Genomic DNA, 18179 nt, shown 5'->3' with positions numbered 1-18179 from the left:
GAGATACCCAAAGTGCTGATTTTTCACGACATAGCGTCGCTAAAGAAGTCTCGCGGAGATCCGCCCGCCACGTCAACCGGTAAACGACAGGATGTCATGAAACCCCGGTCCCATCCCGAGAAAGGCCGCAAAGCCATCCGGTACGGGCCGCGCGGCGACGGACGGGGCGCCGTACCGGGAGTCCCGGCACGGCGCCCCGAATCCGGGCGATCAGGCGGCCGCGGGCTGCGCCGTCGTGGCCGGGGTGAGCGCGATCTCCAGCACCTCGCGGACGTCGCTCACCGTGTGCACGGTCAGCGCCTCGCGGACCTCGGCCGGGACGTCGTCCAGATCCGGCTCGTTGCGCTGCGGGATCAGCACGGTCGTGACCCCCGCGCGGTGCGCGGCGAGCAGCTTCTGCTTGACGCCGCCGATCGGCAGGACCCGCCCCGTCAGGGAGACCTCACCGGTCATCGCCACATCCGAGCGGACCTGACGGCCCGACAGCAGGGAGGCGAGGGCGGTCGTCATGGTGATGCCCGCCGACGGGCCGTCCTTGGGCACGGCCCCCGCCGGGACGTGGACGTGGACGCCGCGCTCCTTCAGATCGCCGACCGGCAGCTCCAGCTCGGCGCCGCGCGAGCGCAGGTAGGAGAGCGCGATCTGCGCGGACTCCTTCATCACCTCGCCCAGCTGGCCGGTGAGGGTGACCCCGGTCGAGCCGGTCTCCGGATCGGCCAGCGACGCCTCGATGTAGAGCACGTCGCCCCCGGCGCCGGTCACCGCCAGCCCGGTGGCGACCCCCGGCACCGCCGTACGCTGCGCCTGGTCGGGCAGCGCCGACTCGGGGACGTGGCGGGGCCGTCCCAGGTAGCCGACGAGGTCGTCCCGGCCCACGGTCACCGGCAGCGCGACGGTCTCCAGGGCGACCGCTGCGGTGATCTTACGCAGCACCCGGGCGATCGAGCGCTCCAGCGAGCGCACCCCGGCCTCCCGGGTGTACTCCCCGGCGAGGCTGCGCAGCGCCGCGTCCGCGAAGGACGTCTCCTCGGCCGTCAGGCCGGCCTTCTCCAGCTGGCGGGGGAGAAGATGATCGCGAGCGATCACGATCTTCTCGTCCTCGGTGTACCCGTCGAGCTGGATGACCTCCATCCGGTCCAGCAGCGGTCCGGGGATCGCCTCGATCACGTTGGCGGTGGCCAGGAAGAGCACGTCGGACAGGTCGAGCTCGACCTCCAGGTAGTGGTCGCGGAAGGTGTGGTTCTGCGCCGGGTCCAGGACCTCCAGCAGCGCCGCGGTCGGGTCGCCCCGGTAGTCGGCGCCGACCTTGTCCACCTCGTCCAGCAGGACCACCGGGTTCATCGACCCCGCCTCGCGGATGGCCCGGACGATCCGGCCCGGCATGGCGCCGACGTAGGTACGGCGATGCCCGCGGATCTCCGCCTCGTCGCGCACCCCGCCGAGGGCGACGCGGACGAAGGTACGGCCCATGGCCCGGGCGACCGACTCCCCGAGCGAGGTCTTGCCCACCCCGGGTGGACCGGCCAGGGCCAGCACCGCCCCGCTGCGCCGCCCGCCGATCACCCCCAGACCCTGGTCGGCGCGGCGTTTGCGGACCGCGAGGTACTCGATGACGCGGTCCTTGACGTCGCTCAGACCGGCGTGGTCCTCGTCCAGGATCGCGCGGGCCCCGGCGATGTCGTAGGAGTCCTCGGTCCGGTTGTTCCACGGGATGTCCAGGACGGTGTCCAGCCAGGTGCGGATCCAGCCGGTCTCCGGGGACTGGTCCGAGGTCCGCTCCAGCTTGCCGACCTCCTTGAGGGCGGCCTCGCGCACCTTCTCCGGCAGGTCCGCGGCCTCGATCCTGGCCCGGTAGTCCTCCTCCTCGTCCGCCGGGTCGCCGTTCAGCTCGGCGAGCTCCTTGCGGACCGCGGCCAGCTGCTGGCGCAGCAGGAACTCCCGCTGCTGCTTCTCCATCCCCTCCTGGACGTCTTTGCGGATCGTCTCCGCCACGTCCAGCTCGGCGAGGTGCTCGCGCGCCCAGGCCACGAGCTTCTCCAGCCGTTCGGCCGGATCGGCCGCCTCCAGCAGCTCGACCTTGCGCGACGTGCTCAGCCACGGCGCGTATCCGGCGGTGTCGGCGAGCGTCGAGGCGTCCTCGATGGTCTGCAGCTGGTCCACGACCTGCCAGGCGCCGCGCTTCTGCAGGATCGTGGTGGCGAGCGCCTTGTAGTCGCGGGCGAGCTCGGCGGCGCGTTCCCCGGCGGGCACGGTTTCGATCACCGCGGCCTCGACCCAGAGCGCGGCCCCGGGTCCGGTCGTGCCCGAGCCGACCCTGGCCCGGGAGGCTCCCCGGACCACCGCCGCGGGTTCGCCGCCGGGCAGGCGGCCGACCTGTTCGACGACGGCGACGACGCCGACCGGGCCGTACCGGCCGTCGAGCCGGGGGACCAGCAGCACTTTGGCCTTGCCCGGGTTCCGCGCGGAGCCGGCGCCCAGGTCGGCGTCGGCGCGTGCCGCCTCGATCGCGGCCCGGACCTCGGCGTCGGACATGTCCAGCGGTACCACCATGCCGGGGAGTACGACCTCGTCGTCCAGCGGCAGGACCGGAAGGATCACGTTCTCGCTCAAAGCTCTCTCCTTGCGTAGCGGCCTGTCGTCCGCACGAGGGGTTGCCCGATCATGCGCCCGAAGTTGAGTCTGATGGGCTCAATTAAAAAGAGTCCATGTTTGTTCCCAACCCTGCGCCTGTTCGCTGTAAGCGATCAAGATCCGCATCGCGCGAGCCCCGACGGCCAACGGCCTTCCGGCGCCGCGCCGACGGGCTTGCGTCGGGTACGGCCGGAGCCTGTTCCGCACGGGTCGTGTCGGCGGCATTGTCACCGGTGGATCGAAGGGGTACGGCCGGGGGCGGAACGGCCGTAGCCGGACGGGCTTGATCCCGTTCGAGGTGCGGAGAGGGGCTCCGGTCTCCTTGCATCGAAATATGAACGTTCTCGTCCTCTCGTACCCGAGCCCATTGATTGAATTGAAGGGTTTTCGCCTCCCAGGCGGGCGGAATTCTACGGTTGAACAACGGTAAGGCCGCTCACCCGTCAGAAAGGTGAACGGTCTTACCGGATTCAGGCTCGCGGCTCAGGCGAATTGGAGGGATATTTCGCCCGGCCCTCCGGTGAGCACCGTGGCCAGCAGGACGACGAGGAGCAGGATCCAGCCGGCCGGAGGTGGGCTGAACTCGCCTCCGAGCTTGACGTTGAGGTTGATCCTTCCCATGACGATCTCCTTCATTGAGACGACGGGAGCGTGCCGCGGAAACTGCGGTGGGGATCAACGCCTAGGGAAAAGCGGTGATGGAATAATTATGCGCCGTCAATCACAAAAGACAACGATGCAAATAATAGAGTCGCCGGTAAAACGAGGAGCCGGATTATTCGATTGGAAGAGTTCGAGGGTGGATTGTTCCATCGGGGCACACACGGGGCCGCGGTGCCCGCGGACCGTTCTGACTACAGGATTCTGCGGAAGCCTGGCTGCTCCGGGGTCGCACCGGGCACTCCGGCCGACCTCCCGTCGGCCTCCACCCAGGCGTGACCCCAGGCACCGGTCCAGCCGTCTCCGGGAGACGGCGGCCAGGAGCACCGCGGCGAGGGAGGTCTCCAGGCACGCCGCGCGGCCCGGGTAGCCGCGCACAGCCCACGCCACCGCAGCCGCGACGGCGGGCCCGCTCCGGAGTCGGCACCGTCCCGCACCATCGGCCGTACACCGCCCTGACCAGGCGATAAGTCGGCCGGAACGGAAGCCGGGTCAGGCCCGCGGCGACGACAAGGGCCAGACAGGCGGCGATTCCCGGGATCGGATGCCGGGTCCGGATCGGACTTGACGTGACCCCTGTGCGGTGTTCGCGGTGACCGTGGCGGATTACGGTATTCGAGGGAGGCGGCGAACGGTTGAAATCGAACGGTCAGCGCTCTTACGCCATCTTGTCGATGCCGAGAAGCAGCGCCCCGTGGGCGACGGCGTTGTCCACCCGGCTTACGTCCAGTTTGAAGCCCTCCTGGCACGCCGCGGCCATCGCCGTTCTCCGTACGCCCTCCCAGCAGGGGCCGAGCACCAGCTCACCCGCGGTCCCCAGCGTCCCGCCGATCACGACGGCGTCGAGGCTGAGCACGTTGCACAGGTTGCCCACCGCCTGGCCGAGCGCGGTGGCCGCCTCCCGGAGCACCCGGTCGCAGACCGCGTCCCCGTTCCGAGCCTTGTCGATCAACTCGGTGAGCGAGAGTTCTTGGGGGCTCCGGCCCAGTGCCGCCGCGGCCTGCCTGAGCATGGCGTTCGCCCCGGCCAGGGTCTCCAGGCAGCCCCGGCCGCCGCACTGGCAGAATGCCCCACCGGGATCGACCATCATGTGGCCGATCTCCCCTGCAGTGCCCGTTTTGCCCCGGTGCACCTTTCCACCGATGATGATGCCGGCCCCGATCCCTGTCGAGGACTTGATGTACAGCAGGGTGTCCTTGTCCGCGTGCTTGTAGACGCTCTCCGCGAGCGCGCCTAGGTTCGCGTCGTTGTCCACCTGTACCTTCGGCAGTGGCCAGGTGGCCTGCTTGTCGGGGAGCACCTCGTGCAGCCGTTCCTGCAGGGCGAGAGCCGGATTGTCATCGCCCGACCACGGCGGTAGCAGCGGTGGTGTCAGCCGCTGGTCCTCGGGGTTCACGATGCGGGGGATGCCGAGGCCGACCGTGCCGACGTCCAGGGTGCCGTCCGCGAACTCCTCGGCGAGGTCCACGATCGTCTCGGTGACCCAGTCCACCCAGGTGGGCAGTCCCGAGTCGGCACCGATGTCGAGGCGGTCCTTGAATTTGGCCTCGGTGTACTCCTGGTGGAACCGCCGCGCCACCACGACCGTGTGGCCAAAGCCGACCTCCACGCCGACGGCGATCCCCGGGATCTTGGCGAGCCTGACCCGGTTCTCCCGCCCGCTCCGCTTGACCAGGACGATCCCCTGGGCCCTCAGCTTCCCTACCACCTGGGACACCGAGGAGGGGGAGACCCCGCTCCGCTTCGCGATGTCACTGTTGTGACCGGGACGTGCCATGAGCGCACGAAGCATCCGACTCCTGCAGCTTTCCCGGTCCTTCAACAGGTAACGGACGTTTGGCATCGGGACGCTCCCGACTCTCAATCGTGCCTTCCGAACGGAGCAGGAGACTCATCGTGGCACGCATTCTTGAGGTTGGAAAGCGACTCCGTTCACTCTGGGGAATCCCGGTCTGACTTCGCGGTCATCGACCGGTTTGTGTGGATTCGTCATCGCCTGTTAGCGATGTACACATCATTTTTTATCGGACATTACATAAACACGTTCCATCCGCTAGGTTCTCGATAAGATCGAGAAAACGGAGGGCCACGTGTCAGGTCGGATCACCGTCTCTGCCGCGGAGATCGCCCGGCTCGCCCGGGTGGAGCGGGCCGCCGTCAGCAACTGGCGCCGGCGGCACCGGGACTTCCCGAGTCCGAGCGCCGGCACCCCGTCCCGGCCGCTTTACGCGTTGACGGCGGTCGAGGAGTGGCTGAAGGCCAAGGGAAAGGTCCGGTTCATCCCGACGGTGGACCTCCTCTGGCAGGAACTCCGCGCCGAGGACCGCCGTCTTGTGGAAACCCTCGCCGACGTCGCCGTCCTGCTGTGTCTCGTCGACATGCGAATCTGGGACGAGCTCGCCGCGCTCCCCGACGACCGGCTCTGCGAGGAGCTCCCCGACGCGCTCGCCGCGTACACGGCGACCCACCGGATCCCCGGCGGCGTACCCTTTGCCGACGGGCTTTCCGTCGAGCGGATCCCGGTGTGGCGCTCCGTGGCCCGCCTCGCCGAGGAGTTCGGCTCGGAACGGCTCTTCGACGACCTCCACGACCGTTTCGTCGGCGCGCACGGCCGGACCGCGGGGACGACCTCGCTGGAGCTCGCCATCCTCGTCGCCTCCATGGTCCCCCCGGTGATCGACGGTCCGATCCTCGACCCGGCCTGCGGGACCGGCACCCTCCTCGGCGTGGTCGGCAACAAGCGGGGCCTCGGGTCCGCCGAGGCCGGGCAGGAGCTCGACCCGGCTTTCGCCCGTATCGCATGGTTCCGGGTGGTCTGGTGTGGCGTGGGCGGGGAGACCGTCCGGCAGGGGGACTCGCTCCGCGACGACCGGTTCGCCGAGACCACCGCGCAGGTGGTCGTCTGCGACCCGCCGACCGGCCACCGGGACTGGGGTTTCGCCGAACTCGCCTACGACTCCCGCTGGGAGTTCGGCCTGCCGTCCCGCACCGAGCCCGAGCTCGCCTGGCTCCAGCACTGCTACGCGCACCTGCGGCCCGGCGGCACGGCGATCGTGGTCATGCCGGTGGCGGTCGCCTCCCGCCGCTCCGGACGGCGGATCCGCGCCGAGATACTCCGGCGCGGCGCGCTACGGGAGATCGTCGCGCTCCCCCCGGGTCTCGGGGCGCACGGGCTCGGCCTGCACCTGTGGATCCTCGGCCGACCGGACTCCGGCGGCCAGACGCGGGTGCCCGGCGGTGTGCGGATGGTCGACGGGTCCCGCTTCGACCGGGCCCGGCTCCGGGAACTCGACGAGGACTGGTGGCACCGGCTGCGCAACGAGCCCGGCGTCACGGCCGAGATCCCCGTCGTCGACCTGCTCGACGACGACGTCGACCTCACCCCCTCCCGCCACGTGCACCGCGGCGGGCCGGACCTGGCGGGCGCCTACGAGGCCGCCGAGCGTGGCCTGGTCCCGACGCTGACCCGGCTCGCCCGGCGGACGCCGCCGACGCTGAACCGGGCCGCGGCGCCGGCCGACTGGCCCATGGTGTCGATCGCCGAGCTGATCCGGGCCGAGGCGGTCGTCCTCATCCCGGGCCGGGAGCTGGCGCGGGGCCAGGTCGTCCTCCGGCGGGGGGACATCCTCGTCCCCGCGCTCCACTCCGAGGAGCTCCCGGTCGTCGTCGGCGAACCGCGCCGCCACCGGCTCGGCCGCATGCCGTACGACCGGCATCTGCTCCGCTGCGACCCGGGGCTGTTCGACCCGCACTTCGTCGCCGGGTTCCTCCGCAGCGAGGTCAACACCCGTCAGGCGGTGAAGGGCTCCGGCGCCGGCCTCCGGTTCGACCCGCGCCGGGCGCTCATCCCCCGGTTGCCGCTCGCCGAGCAGCGGCGGTACGGGGCCGAGTTCCTGCGTCTCGCCGAGTTCGCCGACCGCCTCACCCAGGCCGCCCGCGCCGGGGCGGACCTGGTCCGCCTCGCCCACGACGCCCTCACCTCGGGCACCGTCACCCCGTCCCCCTGACCGAGGCCCGCCGCGTTCGGCCGTCCCCGGTGAGGAGCGCGCGCGCCGGTACGGCCTTCAGGCCGCTCGGACAGGGCCCACCGGGACGGCCGTATCGTCCGCTATGTCGTGGCCCGGGGAAAGGGATGGGGGATTGCCGGTGAAATCCGCAGATCCATGGGTGATTTCGCAATAGGTGGGTGATTTGTGTGGTTAGTGGCTCCAGCGGGTAGCGCGAGGAGTATGGCTGTCGATATCAACGACCCGCTTAAAGGACTGGACCCGTTTGACATTCACGACGCGGAGGCGGCGCGGATCGACCGGTTCCTCGGCACGCTGAACGAGGCGGCCTGGGACAGTCCGTCGCGATGCACGGACTGGTCGGTCCGGGACGTCCTCGCCCACCTGGCCGGTGAGGAGATCTACAACCACGCCGTCCTCGACGACGACCTCGAAGGCTTCATCGCCATGCTCCAGCGGGAGGGGGTGGGTGAGGACCTGCAGGAGTTCAACGAGTGGTGTGTACGGCGGATGCGGGGACTGCCGGTGGCGGAGGTGCTGGACGAGTGGCGGACCATGAACGGTGAGACCCGCCGCCGCATGCGTGAGCTTGGCGCGGACGGGATCGTGCAGACCTCCGCGGGTCCGTACCCGGTGGGTCTGCAGACGTTTCACTACGCCTCCGAGTACGCCATCCACGCGGACGACATCGGGGTTCCGATATCGGAGGAGGAGGCGGCGGACCGGACCATGTGGCGGGCGAAGCTCGCCCTGTTCGTCCTCGCCGAACGGGAATCCGACGCCCAGGTGGAGATCACCGAAGGGCAGACCTGGGTCCGGGCGCACTGCCAGAGCGCCCAGCTGTCCACCCTGGCCTTCGTTGAGGCCACCGCGGGCCGGCTTCCCGAGGACTATCCCTTGGACGTCAAGATCAAGGCCGCGGTCCGCTGCTTCGCCTGACCCGGGTCAGAAGTTCGAGGTGACGGCGGTGAGGACCTTGGTGAGGCTGCTCGCGTCGCCGGAGTCGTAGGCCTTGGCGTCGGTCGCCTCGGAGATCCGCCGGAGCACGTCCAGGTCGGCGTCCCGGCCGTAGGCGATCGAAAAGATCCGCACCTCCTTCTCACCGCCGCGCAGCCGTTTGAGCAGGGCGCCGACGTCGATGCCCGCGGCGTCCTCGTTCCGGCCGTCGGTCAGCAGCACCACGGAGTTGATCGCGTCCTCGCGGAGGTTCTCCCCGAGGTAGGCGTGGGCGGCGGCCGTGGTGTCGTAGAGCCCGGTGCCACCCCGGGCCGACAACGCCTTGAGCCGCTGTTTCAGCGTGTCCCGCCGGGTTCGCTCCCCGGTTCGCGCGGACATGGGGCCGATCGAGGTGATCTGCCGCCAGTCGACGGAGCCGCGCTGGTTGGTGGAGAACACCCAGAATCCGACCCGGTCGGCGTCGATGAACCGGCTGAACACCTCGTCCAGGGACTCCTTGGCGAACGCCAGCTTGGTTTTGCGGGTACGGGGGATGCCCTGGTTCATCGAGCCCGACACGTCCAGGACCACCAGGACGTTGGCCCGTTTGCGGAGCTTCTCCCAGTTGCGCAGGGCGGTGTCCAGGACGGCGGGGTCCGGCGCGGCGAGGGTCTGGGCCGGCTCGTCCGGCAGCAGGCCGTTCTCCCGGGTGATGAGCTCGGTCGGCCGGTTGCGGTGGTCCCGAAGGGCGTTCCGCCCGAACTCCCGCTGGGCGCTCTCGCCCCGCAGGAAGGTGAGGAACTTCGCGGCCACCTTCCGCCGGGTGGCGTCGGCCCAGGTGAAGGAGACGAACGGGTGGTCGGAGACGAGTGTGCCCTCCTTGGGGTAGATCGCCACCAGGGGGGTCTTCGGTTTGGGGAGCCGACCGGCCTGTTCGGGGTCCCCGGTGGGGTTGCCCTGGTTGTAGTGCCAGACGGAGAGCTCCTCCACGGTGACGGCCGAGACGTAGCTTGGCCCGCGGCCCTCCGCGTCGGCTCTGAGCAGGGCGGACAGGAAGGTCAGGGTGGTGTCGCCGTAGTGCACGATCGAGCTCTCCACCCCGCGGACGAACGACTGCGTCCGCGGGTCGTCCAGATCCTCCTTGGCCAGGTCGTGCGATCGCTGGGTCGCCGCGAAGTACGCGCCGATCGTGGCGTTCAGTCCGGACGTGGAAAAGTTGGGATTCGTCTTGCCGAGCCGGAACTTCCCCCACTCGGCGTGGCCGTGGCGGCCCCAGCCCAGCGGGTCCTGGGCGAGCTTGAGCACGTCGCTCCAGCCGATCTTCTTCTCCGGCCAGCCCAGCACCTCCGCCATCGGCTTGGGCATCGCGATGACCAGCGGGGAGTTCGCGATCGAGGGGTTCTCCTCCGGGATGACGTCCCCCTCGCCCCCCAGGCGGTGGCGGAGCAGGTTGACCCAGCCGGAGCTCGCGGGGGACCAGATGTCCGGCCGGGGGGAGCCGTCGGCGGTCTCGTTCCAGCCCCGGGCCAGCGCGCTCATCGCCTCGCCCGAGTTCTTCACCGCCACCTGGATCCGCACACACTCACGCGCGCCGAACTCCTCCGCGAACCGCCGCATCGGCCCGGCCTTCTCCGGGGAGGTGAGCAGGGTGAGCCGGGTGCCCTCCCTGGCGCAGGCCGCCGCGCGGTTGTTCGCGTACACGATGATCCCGGTCGCGACGGCGAGGCTGACGACGGAGAGGATCGCTCCGATGATCTTTGGACCGCGTTTGCGCCGCATCGCCGAGACGGGCGGGTCCGGCGGCGGCTGAAACGGATCCGGAGCGGCGTGCGTTGGAGGGCCATACACGTCTTCACCGTACTGTTCGCACCCTGGCACCCGGATAACCCTCGTATATCATTCCCGGTCCGTCCCGGGGTGGGTCCGGCCCAGTACCGTTCGGACTATGCATCCAGGAGCCATCGCGGCGGACGCTCCGGAACGACCGGCCGTGATCATGGCGGAGTCCGGCCGGGTGGTGACGTACCGGGAGCTGGACGAGGAGTCGAACCGGCTGGCACACCTGCTGTACGACCGGGGCCTGCGCCCCGGCGACCACATCGCCTTCATGCTGGAGAACCACCCGCTCTTCCTGGCGGTCGCCTGGGCGGCGCAGCGGAGCGGTCTGCGCTACACGGCGGTGAGCTCGCGGCTGCTCGCCGACGAACTCGCCTACATCGTCGGCGACTGCGAGGCGAAGGTCTTCATCTCCTCCGCGGCGCTGGCCGAGGCCGCGGTCTCGATCGAGCCGGTCACCCCCGGGGTGGAGCTCCGGCTGATGCTCGACGGCGTCGCGCCGGGGTTCTCCTCCTACGAGGAGAGCACGGCGGCCTGCCCGGCGACGCCGATCGAGCACGAGTGCGAGGGAGCGGACATGCTCTACTCCTCGGGGACCACCGGCCGCCCGAAAGGGGTCAGGCCCCTGGTCCCGGCCCGGGCGCTCGGCTCGCCGAGCACCCTGTTCGGCCTGATCACCCGGCTGTTCGCCCCGGATCGGGACTCGGTCTACCTGTCCCCGGGGCCGCTCTACCACGCGGCGCCGCTCCGCTACTGCATGAACTTCCTCCGGCTGGGGGCGACCGTGGTGGTGATGGAGCGGTTCGATCCGGAGCGGGCGCTCGCGCACATCGAGCGGTACGGCGTCACGCACAGCCAGTGGGTGCCGACGATGTTCGTCCGCATGCTCAAGCTCCCAACCAGCGTCCGTACAAAATATGATTTGTCGTCATTAAAGGTGGCCATTCATGCGGCCGCGCCCTGCCCCATCCCGGTCAAAAAGCGGATGATCGCCTGGTGGGGGCCGATCCTGCACGAGTACTACGCCGGCACCGAGGCGAACTGCTTCGTCTACGTGAACTCGGCGGACTGGCTCGCCCACCCCGGGACCGTCGGCCGCGCGATCGTCGGCGTCCCGCACATCCTCGACGAGGCGGGCGAGGACCTGCCGACCGGGGAACGCGGCACGGTGTACTTCGCCGAGGGCACCCCGTTCGAATACCACCGGGACCCGGAGAAGACGCGGTCCGTGCAGGACCCGAAAGGCAGAGGCTGGACCACCCTCGGCGACGTCGGATACCTCGACGCCGAAGGCTACCTCTACCTGACCGACCGCCGCTCGTTCACCATCATCCGGGGCGGCGTCAACGTCTACCCCCAGGAGGCGGAGAACGTGCTCGCCCTCCACCCCGAGGTCGCCGACGTCGCCGTGATCGGCGTCCCCGACGAGGAGATGGGGGAAGCCGTGAAGGCGATCGTTCAGCCCGCCTCGCCCGAAGACGCCGGCCCCGCCCTCGAAGCCGAGCTCATCGCCTACTGCCGGGCCCGGCTCGCCGCCTACAAATGCCCCAGCACGGTGGACTTCCGCGCCGAGCTTCCCCGCCACCCCACCGGCAAGCTCTACAAACGCCTCCTCAAAGCCGAGTACTGGCCCTGACCCGCCCGGGGGTCAGGCGTCGTGGCGGGCGGTGAGCCGTTCGGACTCCCAGAGGTCGCGGTAGTAGCCGGGCGCCGCGAGCAGGTCGTCGTGGGAGCCTCGCTGGACCACGCGTCCGGCGTCCAGAACCACGATCTCGTCCACGCGGTCCAGTCCGTGCAGCCGGTGGGTGACCATGAGGGTGGTACGGCCTTCGGTCGCGGTGAGCAGATCGTCCAGCAGCCGGTCGGCCGTCTCGGAGTCCAGGGCCTCGGTGGGTTCGTCGAGGACGACCACGGCGGGGTCGGCCAGCAGCACCCGGGCGAGCGCGAGCCGCTGACGCTGACCGCCCGACATGGTCGCGCCGTCGCCGCCCATCACCGTCTCCCAGCCGGTGCGCTCGACGAAGGGGAGCAGCCTGGCGCGGCGAACCGCCTCGGTCAGCTCCGCCTCGGTCGCCTCCGGCCCGGCCAGCCGGAGGTTGTCCCGGAGACTGGCGTGGAAGACATAGGCGTCCTGGGTGAGGCCGCGGATCCCGGCACGCACGTCGTCCCCGGAGAGTTCGGCGATGTCGACCCCGTTGATCCGGATGCTCCCGGACTCGGGATCGAGGAAACGCATGAGCGCGGCGAGCAGCGTGCTCTTGCCCGCTCCGCTCGGCCCGATCAGCGCCGTCCGCCGGCCGGGCGCCAGCCGGAGCGAGACCCCGTCCAGCGCGGGCGGGCCCTCCGGCCGGTGGCGCACCCGGATGTCGTCGATCTCCACGGTCAGCGGGGTCGGGGGCATCGCAGCCGGTCGCTCCGGCTCGCGCAGGGCCGGCGGGGTGGCCAGCACGCTCCGCAGGCGGCCGAGCGCGGTGCCGATCCCGGCGAACCGTTCACCCGCCGCGGCCAGCGGCAGCACCGGCTCGAAGGCGACGAGCGAGGTCAGCGCGAGCACCGCCGTCGCCACCTGCCCGACCCCGGCACCGATCGCGAGCAGGGCGACCCCGACGACCGTGAGGCCTTGGACGAGCATGGAGGCCGCGAGCCCGGCGCCGCTCACCCGGGCGGCCGAACGCTCCAGACGGCCCAGCCGCGCCCCCACCTCGGACGCGGCGGACAGGGCCCGCTCGCTCGCGCCGTACGCCATCAGGTCCGGGGCGCCGTGGATCAGGTCGGCGGACCGCTCCGCCAGCTCACCGCGGGCGGGGGCCAGCCGTACGGCCGCCCGCCGCGCGGCGGCCGCGGTGCTCAAGGGGACCAGGATCCCGGCGACGACCAAGCCGACGGTGAGCACGGCCCCGGCCGAGGGGAGCAGGGCGAGTGAGAGCACGACCGCGACGACCCCTGTCACCAGGGCGGCGAGGGCGGGCAGCAGCACGCGGACGAGCAGGTCCTGTACGGCGTCCGCGTCGCCGACCATCCGGCTCAGCACGTCCCCGCCGCGCCGGTCCGCACGCGCCGGGACGAGCGCGTCGTAGAGTCGGCCCCGTACCTCGCTCTGGGCGCGGAGCGCGACGTCGTGCCCGGTGAGCCGCTCACCGTAGCGGAAGATCCCCTTGGTGATCGCGAAGGCCCGTACGGCGACGATCGCGACGGTGAGCGCGGCGAGTTCGGGCTGCTGGGCGGCGCGGGCGATCAGCCAGGCGGCGGCGGCGATGAGCCCGAGCCCGGCCAGCTCGGCCGCGGCACCGGCGAGGGCGGCCCAGGTCAGGCGAGGCAGCAGCCCGCCCCTGACCAGCAGCTTGGCGATCTCCGTCGGCGCGGCGGCCATCACATGCTCCGCAGGAGTGGCGAGTCGGCCGGGCCGGGCGCCGCGGTGACGATCCGGCCCTGGTCGACCCGGACGATTCGGTCGGCGATCCCCAGGATGGCCGGGCGGTGGGCGACGATCAGGGACGTGCGGCCCCGGGTCAGTTTCCGGGCCGCGTCCACCACGGCGGCCTCGCTCCGGCCGTCCAGCCGGGCCGTGGGCTCGTCGAGCAGCAGGATCGGGGCGTCGCGCAGGAAGGCGCGGGCGAGCGCGATGCGCTGTCGCTGGCCGGCGGAGAGCCCCAGGCCGCGTTCACCGAGCTCGGTGTCGTAACCGTGGGGCAGCCGGGAGACGAACTCGTCGGCGTGGGCCGCCACGGCGGCCTCGCGCACCGCGTCCAGGGGGGCGTCGGGGGAGCCGAGGCGGATGTTCTCGGCGATCGTGGTGGCGAACAGGTGCGGGTTCTGCGGCACGAACGCCAGCTCCCGCCGCCAGCGGTCCTCCGCCAGGGCGGCCAGGTCCACCCCGTCGATCAGGATCCGGCCTTCGGCGGGCCGGGCGAAGCCGAGAAGGAGGTGGAGCAGGGTGCTCTTGCCCGCACCGCTCGGTCCGACCAGCGCGACGCACTCGCCCGGCTCGACGGCGAGGTGCACCTCGTCGAGGGCGGGCTCGGCACGGCCGGGGAAGCGCACGGTCACCGCCTCGAACCGGATGCGCCCGGGTTCGGGGGGGACGCCCGTGGCCGCGGATTCGCCGTACGCCCGGCCGATCCGGGGTGTGACGGCGGCCGCGGGTTGGCCGGAACCCGGTGCGGTGTCGCCGGGCTGCTCCCCGCCGGAGGACGGGGCGAGTGCGGCGAACGCCTGGTCGGCCGCCGCCACCCCTTCCATCGCCGCGTGGAACCGCAGGCCGAGCACGCGGAGCGGGACGTACGCCTCGGGGGCGAGGATCAGGACGAGGAGGGCGGTGTGCAGGTCGAGGGAACCGGCCAGGAGCCGCAGCCCGACGGGGACGGCGACCAGGGCGAGGGAGAGCGTCGCGACCAGCTCCAGCACGAGGGAGGAGAGGAAGGCGATGCGCAGGGTGGCCATGGTCGCGGACCGGTGGGCGTCCGCGACCGACCGGATGACCGTGGCCTGGTGGCGGGCCCGGCCGAACACCCGCAGCGTCGGCAGGCCCTGGACCACGTCGAGGAAGTGGCCGCCGAGGCGGGTGAGCGCGTGCCACTGCCGTTCGGTGGCGACCTTGGTCTGCCAGCCGACGAGCGCACCGAAGATCGGTATCAGCGGCAGGGTGAGCAGCACGATCACCGCGGTGGCGAGGTCGGCGACCGTCAGGCGGATCAGCACCGCGACCGGGATGACCGCCGCGACGGCCGCCTGGGGCAGGTATCCGGTGATGTAGGGGTCGAGGGAGTCCAGACCGCGTCCGGTAAGGGTGACGAGTTCGCCCGAGCGGCGGTCCGCGCCGCCTCCGGGGGCCTGCCGGTGCAGGTGGGCGAGGAGGCGGTTTCGCAGGGTGAGCTTGAGGGCCGTCGCGGTCCGGGCGGCGAAGACCCCCTGGATCCAGACGAGCCCGGCCCGTGACGCGATCACCGTGGCGAGGACTCCCGCCAGGGCGGCCCCCTGCACGATCAGGGGGGCACCCGAGAGGAGTCCGGCCAGGAGTTCGGCCTGGACGAGCACGAGCAGACCCGCCGCGACGGCGGCCAGCAGGCAGACGTACAGGTGCCTGCCCCGCGCCAGCCGTACCAGGTCCTTGTGCATGGCGTCAGAAGAACGAGGGGATGTCGGAGGGCTTGGAGAACGTGCGCCAGACCCACCACTGGGCGAAGGCCATCACCGGGATGATCGGCCCGAGGATCCAGGCCATGGCGGTCAGCGCCCCGCCGTCGGCGGTGTTGTCCAGCAGGGTTCCGGCGAATCCGGCGATCAGGACGATCGCCGGGACGGCCGCCGCGATCGCCGACACGGCGAGGGCGCCTGCCTTGCCTCCCCTGAGGCGCCAGGCGGCGAATCTCATGCCGTGCAGGGCGAAGAGCGCCATGATGATTCCAGCGTAGAGCACGGCAAGGGCGGTCACCGATCCGTGTATCAACGCCGAGACGAGTGTCCCCCAGGAGAGCGCGAGCCCGACGCTGCCGACGGTGAGCAACGTCTCACAGCCCCTGCGCCAGACGATCCAGTCCGCCCTGGCCCGGAACCAGAGTCCGGCGTCCCTGAGCACCCAGGAGAGCACCAGCAGCACCACGACGGTGTGGTTCTCGGTGATGACCGGCTCCTCCAGCCGGGGGAACGCCCCGAACAGGACGCCGGCCAAGCCGACCAGCCAGACCTCGCCCGCCAGGACGAACGGGGCGATCGCCGTGATGTGCTCGCCCCGTTCCGCCTTGGGGCGCCACGGCAGGGTCAGGCCGACGCCGATCGTGAAGCCCTCAAGGGCGAAGTAGCCGATGAGCAGGATCGCGAAGATCGCGAGCCACAAGAGTTCCATGGTCTGGCGTCTCCTTTACAGGGTGAGCGCGGGCGTGCCGGCGGAGGCGGAGGTGCCGGGTCCGCCGCGGGCGCCCAGGGGGACGTCGCCGGGCCCGCGTCGGGCGGCTCGGATGATGAGCGCGTAGTCGGCGAGGGCGAGCAGGCCGAGCACCGTGGTGAAGGCGATGAAGGAGAAGGTCACGCTCGCCGTTGAAACGTGGGCGACGCCGTCGGCGACGGTGAGCTTGTTGTAGACGAGCCACGGCTGCCGCCCGATCTCCCGGACCAGCCAGCCGAGGATCGAGGCGATGAAGGGGAGCGGAACGCACAGGATCAGCAGGCCCAGCAGGATCCGCCGTCTGGCGATCCAGCCTCGGATCAGCAGGGGGGGCAGGATCAAGAAGGAGATCACGGTCAGCAGGTTCCCCAGCGTCATCATGTTGGCCAGGTAGCCTTCGACGCCGTCTGTCTTGCCGGGTTGGGTGTCCCCCAGGACGCCGAACTGCGCGTAGCCGAAACCGACCGTGACCAGGGAGGCGAGGAAACCGGTCCAGACCGCCAGCCGCATCGAGCGGAGGAAGAACTCCTGCTCGGCCGTTCGCTTGATGAAGTGGTACGCGCAGACACCGATCATCACGAAGCTCGCGGTCCAGAGTCCGGCCCCGACGGTGTGGCCCAGCGCCATGCCGAGGTTGGGGTTGGTGACCAGGGCGCCGAAGTCGACGATCACCAGCTTGCCGCCGCGGAGTTCGGAGCCCACCGGGTTCTGCAGGAACGAGTTGGCCACCATGATCCAGAAGGCCGAGGCGTAGGCGGTCAGGGTGACGATCCAGATGCAGGCCAGGTGGGCCCACTTGGGCAGACGGTGCCAGCCGAAGATCCACAGACCGAGGAAGGTGGACTCCAGGAAGAAGGCTCCCAAGGTTTCGATGGCCAGGGGCGCGCCGAAGACGTCGCCGGCGTAGTGCGCCAGGCCGCTCCAGTGCAGCCCGAACTGGAACTCCTGCACCAGTCCGGTGAAGATGCCGAGCCCGTAGTTGATCACGTAGATCTGGCCCCAGAACCGGGTCATCCGCTCGTGGATCTCCCGCCCGGTGATCACCGCCCTGGTCTGCATCAAAGCGACCAGCGGGGCGAGGCCGAGGGTGAGCACCACGAACAGAAAATGCAAGCTTGTCGTCACCGCGAACTGGGCGCGGGCGAGGTCAAGCGCTTCCATCAAGCCACCTTAGGTATGTCTGCCTACATGTAAAGAGCCTACATGTCGGCGGCTCCGCTGTGCGGCTCGGGCATTTCCGAAGAAAACCCTTGAAACAGTGAGAATCTTGGTGAAAGCGGATGAGTAAGGGGCGGCGGGCTCAGGCCGGTGTCGACGGGAAGTCGTCCTGCCGAGGCGCCGGGCGGACGAGGTCGCGCAGGTCACCGGGGCTCGCGGGCCGGTCCCGCTTGCGGGGGCCCGGGGTGCCGGGTCCGCCGCAGGTGTCCGGGGCGAGGTCCCGGGTCCGCGCCCGAAAGGCTCAGCAGGTCGCGGTGCGGATGCCCGGCCCCGGGGTGACGATGAGGCAGCGGGTCGCGCTCCGGATCTGGAGCAGGCAGAGGACCAGGCTGACCAGCACGGCGAGCAGACCCGGCGGGTAGTGCGAGTACGCGGCGATCCTGTCCCCGCCGGCCATCATGAGCGCCACGCAGGCGATCACCACCGGCATCTGGATCAGGGTGAGAAGCCCGATGGCCCGGGTGATCCGCCGGGTCCGCCGGATGCGGCGGAGCCCCCGGCCGAAGGCGTACATCCCCATCGCCCCGAACACGCCGACGAGGAGCTGCGCCCCGTCCACGAACCGGGCCACCGGGGTGAACCACCACGGCGGGGTGGGCTGCGGCCCCGCGGGCGAGAAGTTCTGCCCGATCAGGGCCCACATCAGCACGGTGGCGGGGAGGGCGAGGAAGAGCAGGGCCGCGGTGCGCCGCCCCTGGCCGACGGCGAGCTCCTCCTGCAGCCCCGGCGCCACCTCGTCGAGCCGCCCGAAATCCTCGATCGCGTGGCGCTCCGCCCGGTCCCGGTCGAACCCCTTCGCCCGGTAGGCCTCGGCGGCGTCCTCCAGGCTGTCCCGGACCTCGGCGAGCAGATCGCGCCGGGCTCTGCCCGTACCCTTCAAAGTCCGGTCGAGCAGGTCGACGTAGTCGTCGATCCGATTCGGCTCCGTCACCCGCCCACCTCCTGCGATCGTCGATATAGTGCACAGCCTAGGCGGAACAAGGGCTCCAGGACCGCCGGGTGCTCCGATT

General features: G+C 70.8%; 12 protein-coding genes. 3 read left to right on the top strand and 9 right to left on the bottom strand.

From position 1 onward, the window contains the following. Positions 1-210: 210 nt before the first annotated feature. From lon to RUR_RS02940, 3 genes are all read right to left on the bottom strand, one after another. A complete protein-coding gene (gene lon, locus RUR_RS02950) occupies positions 211-2610 on the bottom strand; it encodes an endopeptidase La (RefSeq protein ID WP_283133277.1) in 2400 nt (799 codons plus the stop codon). Positions 2611-3114: 504 nt separating this feature from the next. Beyond that, the gene (locus RUR_RS02945) at positions 3115-3252 is read right to left on the bottom strand and encodes a hypothetical protein (protein ID WP_283133276.1); all 138 of its coding nucleotides are present in this window, start codon (positions 3250-3252) and stop codon (positions 3115-3117) included. Between the two features lie 697 nt (positions 3253-3949). Further along, positions 3950-5083 (bottom strand): ROK family protein, encoded by a 1134-nt coding sequence (locus RUR_RS02940; RefSeq protein WP_283133275.1) that lies wholly within the window; start codon positions 5081-5083, stop codon positions 3950-3952. 298 nt (positions 5084-5381) lie between these two features. On the opposite strand from RUR_RS02940, the gene RUR_RS02935 reads away from it, so the two are divergent. Together RUR_RS02935 and RUR_RS02930 are read left to right on the top strand one after the other, a co-directional pair. After that, positions 5382-7298 carry an N-6 DNA methylase gene (locus RUR_RS02935; protein ID WP_283133274.1) on the top strand — a complete coding sequence of 639 codons (1917 nt, stop codon included), beginning with the start codon at positions 5382-5384 and terminating at the stop codon, positions 7296-7298. Positions 7299-7520: 222 nt separating this feature from the next. Further along, entirely contained in the window at positions 7521-8237 is a 717-nt protein-coding gene (locus RUR_RS02930) for a maleylpyruvate isomerase family mycothiol-dependent enzyme (RefSeq protein WP_283133273.1), read from the top strand. 6 nt (positions 8238-8243) lie between these two features. Here the strand turns inward: RUR_RS02930 and RUR_RS02925 are convergent, their stop codons facing one another. After that, positions 8244-10082: a substrate-binding and VWA domain-containing protein gene (locus RUR_RS02925; protein ID WP_283133272.1), complete on the bottom strand. Its 1839-nt coding sequence runs from the start codon at positions 10080-10082 to the stop codon at positions 8244-8246. 97 nt (positions 10083-10179) lie between these two features. Between RUR_RS02925 and RUR_RS02920 the strand changes: the two genes are divergently transcribed. Next, on the top strand, positions 10180-11706 hold the full coding sequence (locus tag RUR_RS02920) for an AMP-binding protein (protein WP_283133271.1): 1527 nt from the start codon (positions 10180-10182) through the stop codon (positions 11704-11706). Between the two features lie 12 nt (positions 11707-11718). Here RUR_RS02920 and cydC read toward each other — a convergent pair whose 3' ends face one another. From cydC to RUR_RS02895, 5 genes are all read right to left on the bottom strand, one after another. Further along, on the bottom strand, positions 11719-13440 hold the full coding sequence (cydC, locus tag RUR_RS02915; RefSeq protein ID WP_283133270.1) for a thiol reductant ABC exporter subunit CydC: 1722 nt from the start codon (positions 13438-13440) through the stop codon (positions 11719-11721). Next, positions 13440-15185, bottom strand: coding sequence for a thiol reductant ABC exporter subunit CydD (gene cydD / locus RUR_RS02910; RefSeq protein ID WP_283133269.1), 1746 nt, complete (start codon positions 15183-15185; stop codon positions 13440-13442). Before cydD ends, cydC begins: the two co-directional genes overlap by 1 nt. A gap of 4 nt (positions 15186-15189) precedes the next feature. Continuing rightward, positions 15190-15912: a cytochrome d ubiquinol oxidase subunit II gene (locus RUR_RS02905; RefSeq protein WP_283133268.1), complete on the bottom strand. Its 723-nt coding sequence runs from the start codon at positions 15910-15912 to the stop codon at positions 15190-15192. A gap of 15 nt (positions 15913-15927) precedes the next feature. Further along, positions 15928-17112: a cytochrome ubiquinol oxidase subunit I gene (locus RUR_RS02900; protein ID WP_283133267.1), complete on the bottom strand. Its 1185-nt coding sequence runs from the start codon at positions 17110-17112 to the stop codon at positions 15928-15930. 298 nt (positions 17113-17410) lie between these two features. After that, positions 17411-18100: a permease prefix domain 1-containing protein gene (locus tag RUR_RS02895; RefSeq protein ID WP_283133266.1), complete on the bottom strand. Its 690-nt coding sequence runs from the start codon at positions 18098-18100 to the stop codon at positions 17411-17413. Between the last annotated feature and the right edge of the window lie 79 nt (positions 18101-18179).

It is taken from the genome of Rhizohabitans arisaemae (genome assembly GCF_025996515.1).
Lineage (GTDB): Bacteria > Actinomycetota > Actinomycetes > Streptosporangiales > Streptosporangiaceae > Rhizohabitans > Rhizohabitans arisaemae.
This window is presented reverse-complemented; position numbering and strand designations above follow the sequence as displayed.

What these genes read in the sequence shown, in the direction of transcription:
- RUR_RS02945 (WP_283133276.1), bottom strand. Translation starts at nt 3,252, where the DNA reads ATGGGAAGGATCAACCTCAACGTCAAGCTCGGAGGCGAGTTCAGCCCA.
- RUR_RS02940 (WP_283133275.1), bottom strand. Translation starts at nt 5,083, where the DNA reads ATGCTTCGTGCGCTCATGGCACGTCCCGGTCACAACAGTGACATCGCG.
- RUR_RS02930 (WP_283133273.1), top strand. Translation starts at nt 7,521, where the DNA reads ATGGCTGTCGATATCAACGACCCGCTTAAAGGACTGGACCCGTTTGAC.
- RUR_RS02920 (WP_283133271.1), top strand. Translation starts at nt 10,180, where the DNA reads ATGCATCCAGGAGCCATCGCGGCGGACGCTCCGGAACGACCGGCCGTG.
- cydC (WP_283133270.1), bottom strand. Translation starts at nt 13,440, where the DNA reads ATGGCCGCCGCGCCGACGGAGATCGCCAAGCTGCTGGTCAGGGGCGGG.
- cydD (WP_283133269.1), bottom strand. Translation starts at nt 15,185, where the DNA reads ATGCACAAGGACCTGGTACGGCTGGCGCGGGGCAGGCACCTGTACGTC.
- RUR_RS02905 (WP_283133268.1), bottom strand. Translation starts at nt 15,912, where the DNA reads ATGGAACTCTTGTGGCTCGCGATCTTCGCGATCCTGCTCATCGGCTAC.
- RUR_RS02900 (WP_283133267.1), bottom strand. Translation starts at nt 17,112, where the DNA reads ATGGAAGCGCTTGACCTCGCCCGCGCCCAGTTCGCGGTGACGACAAGC.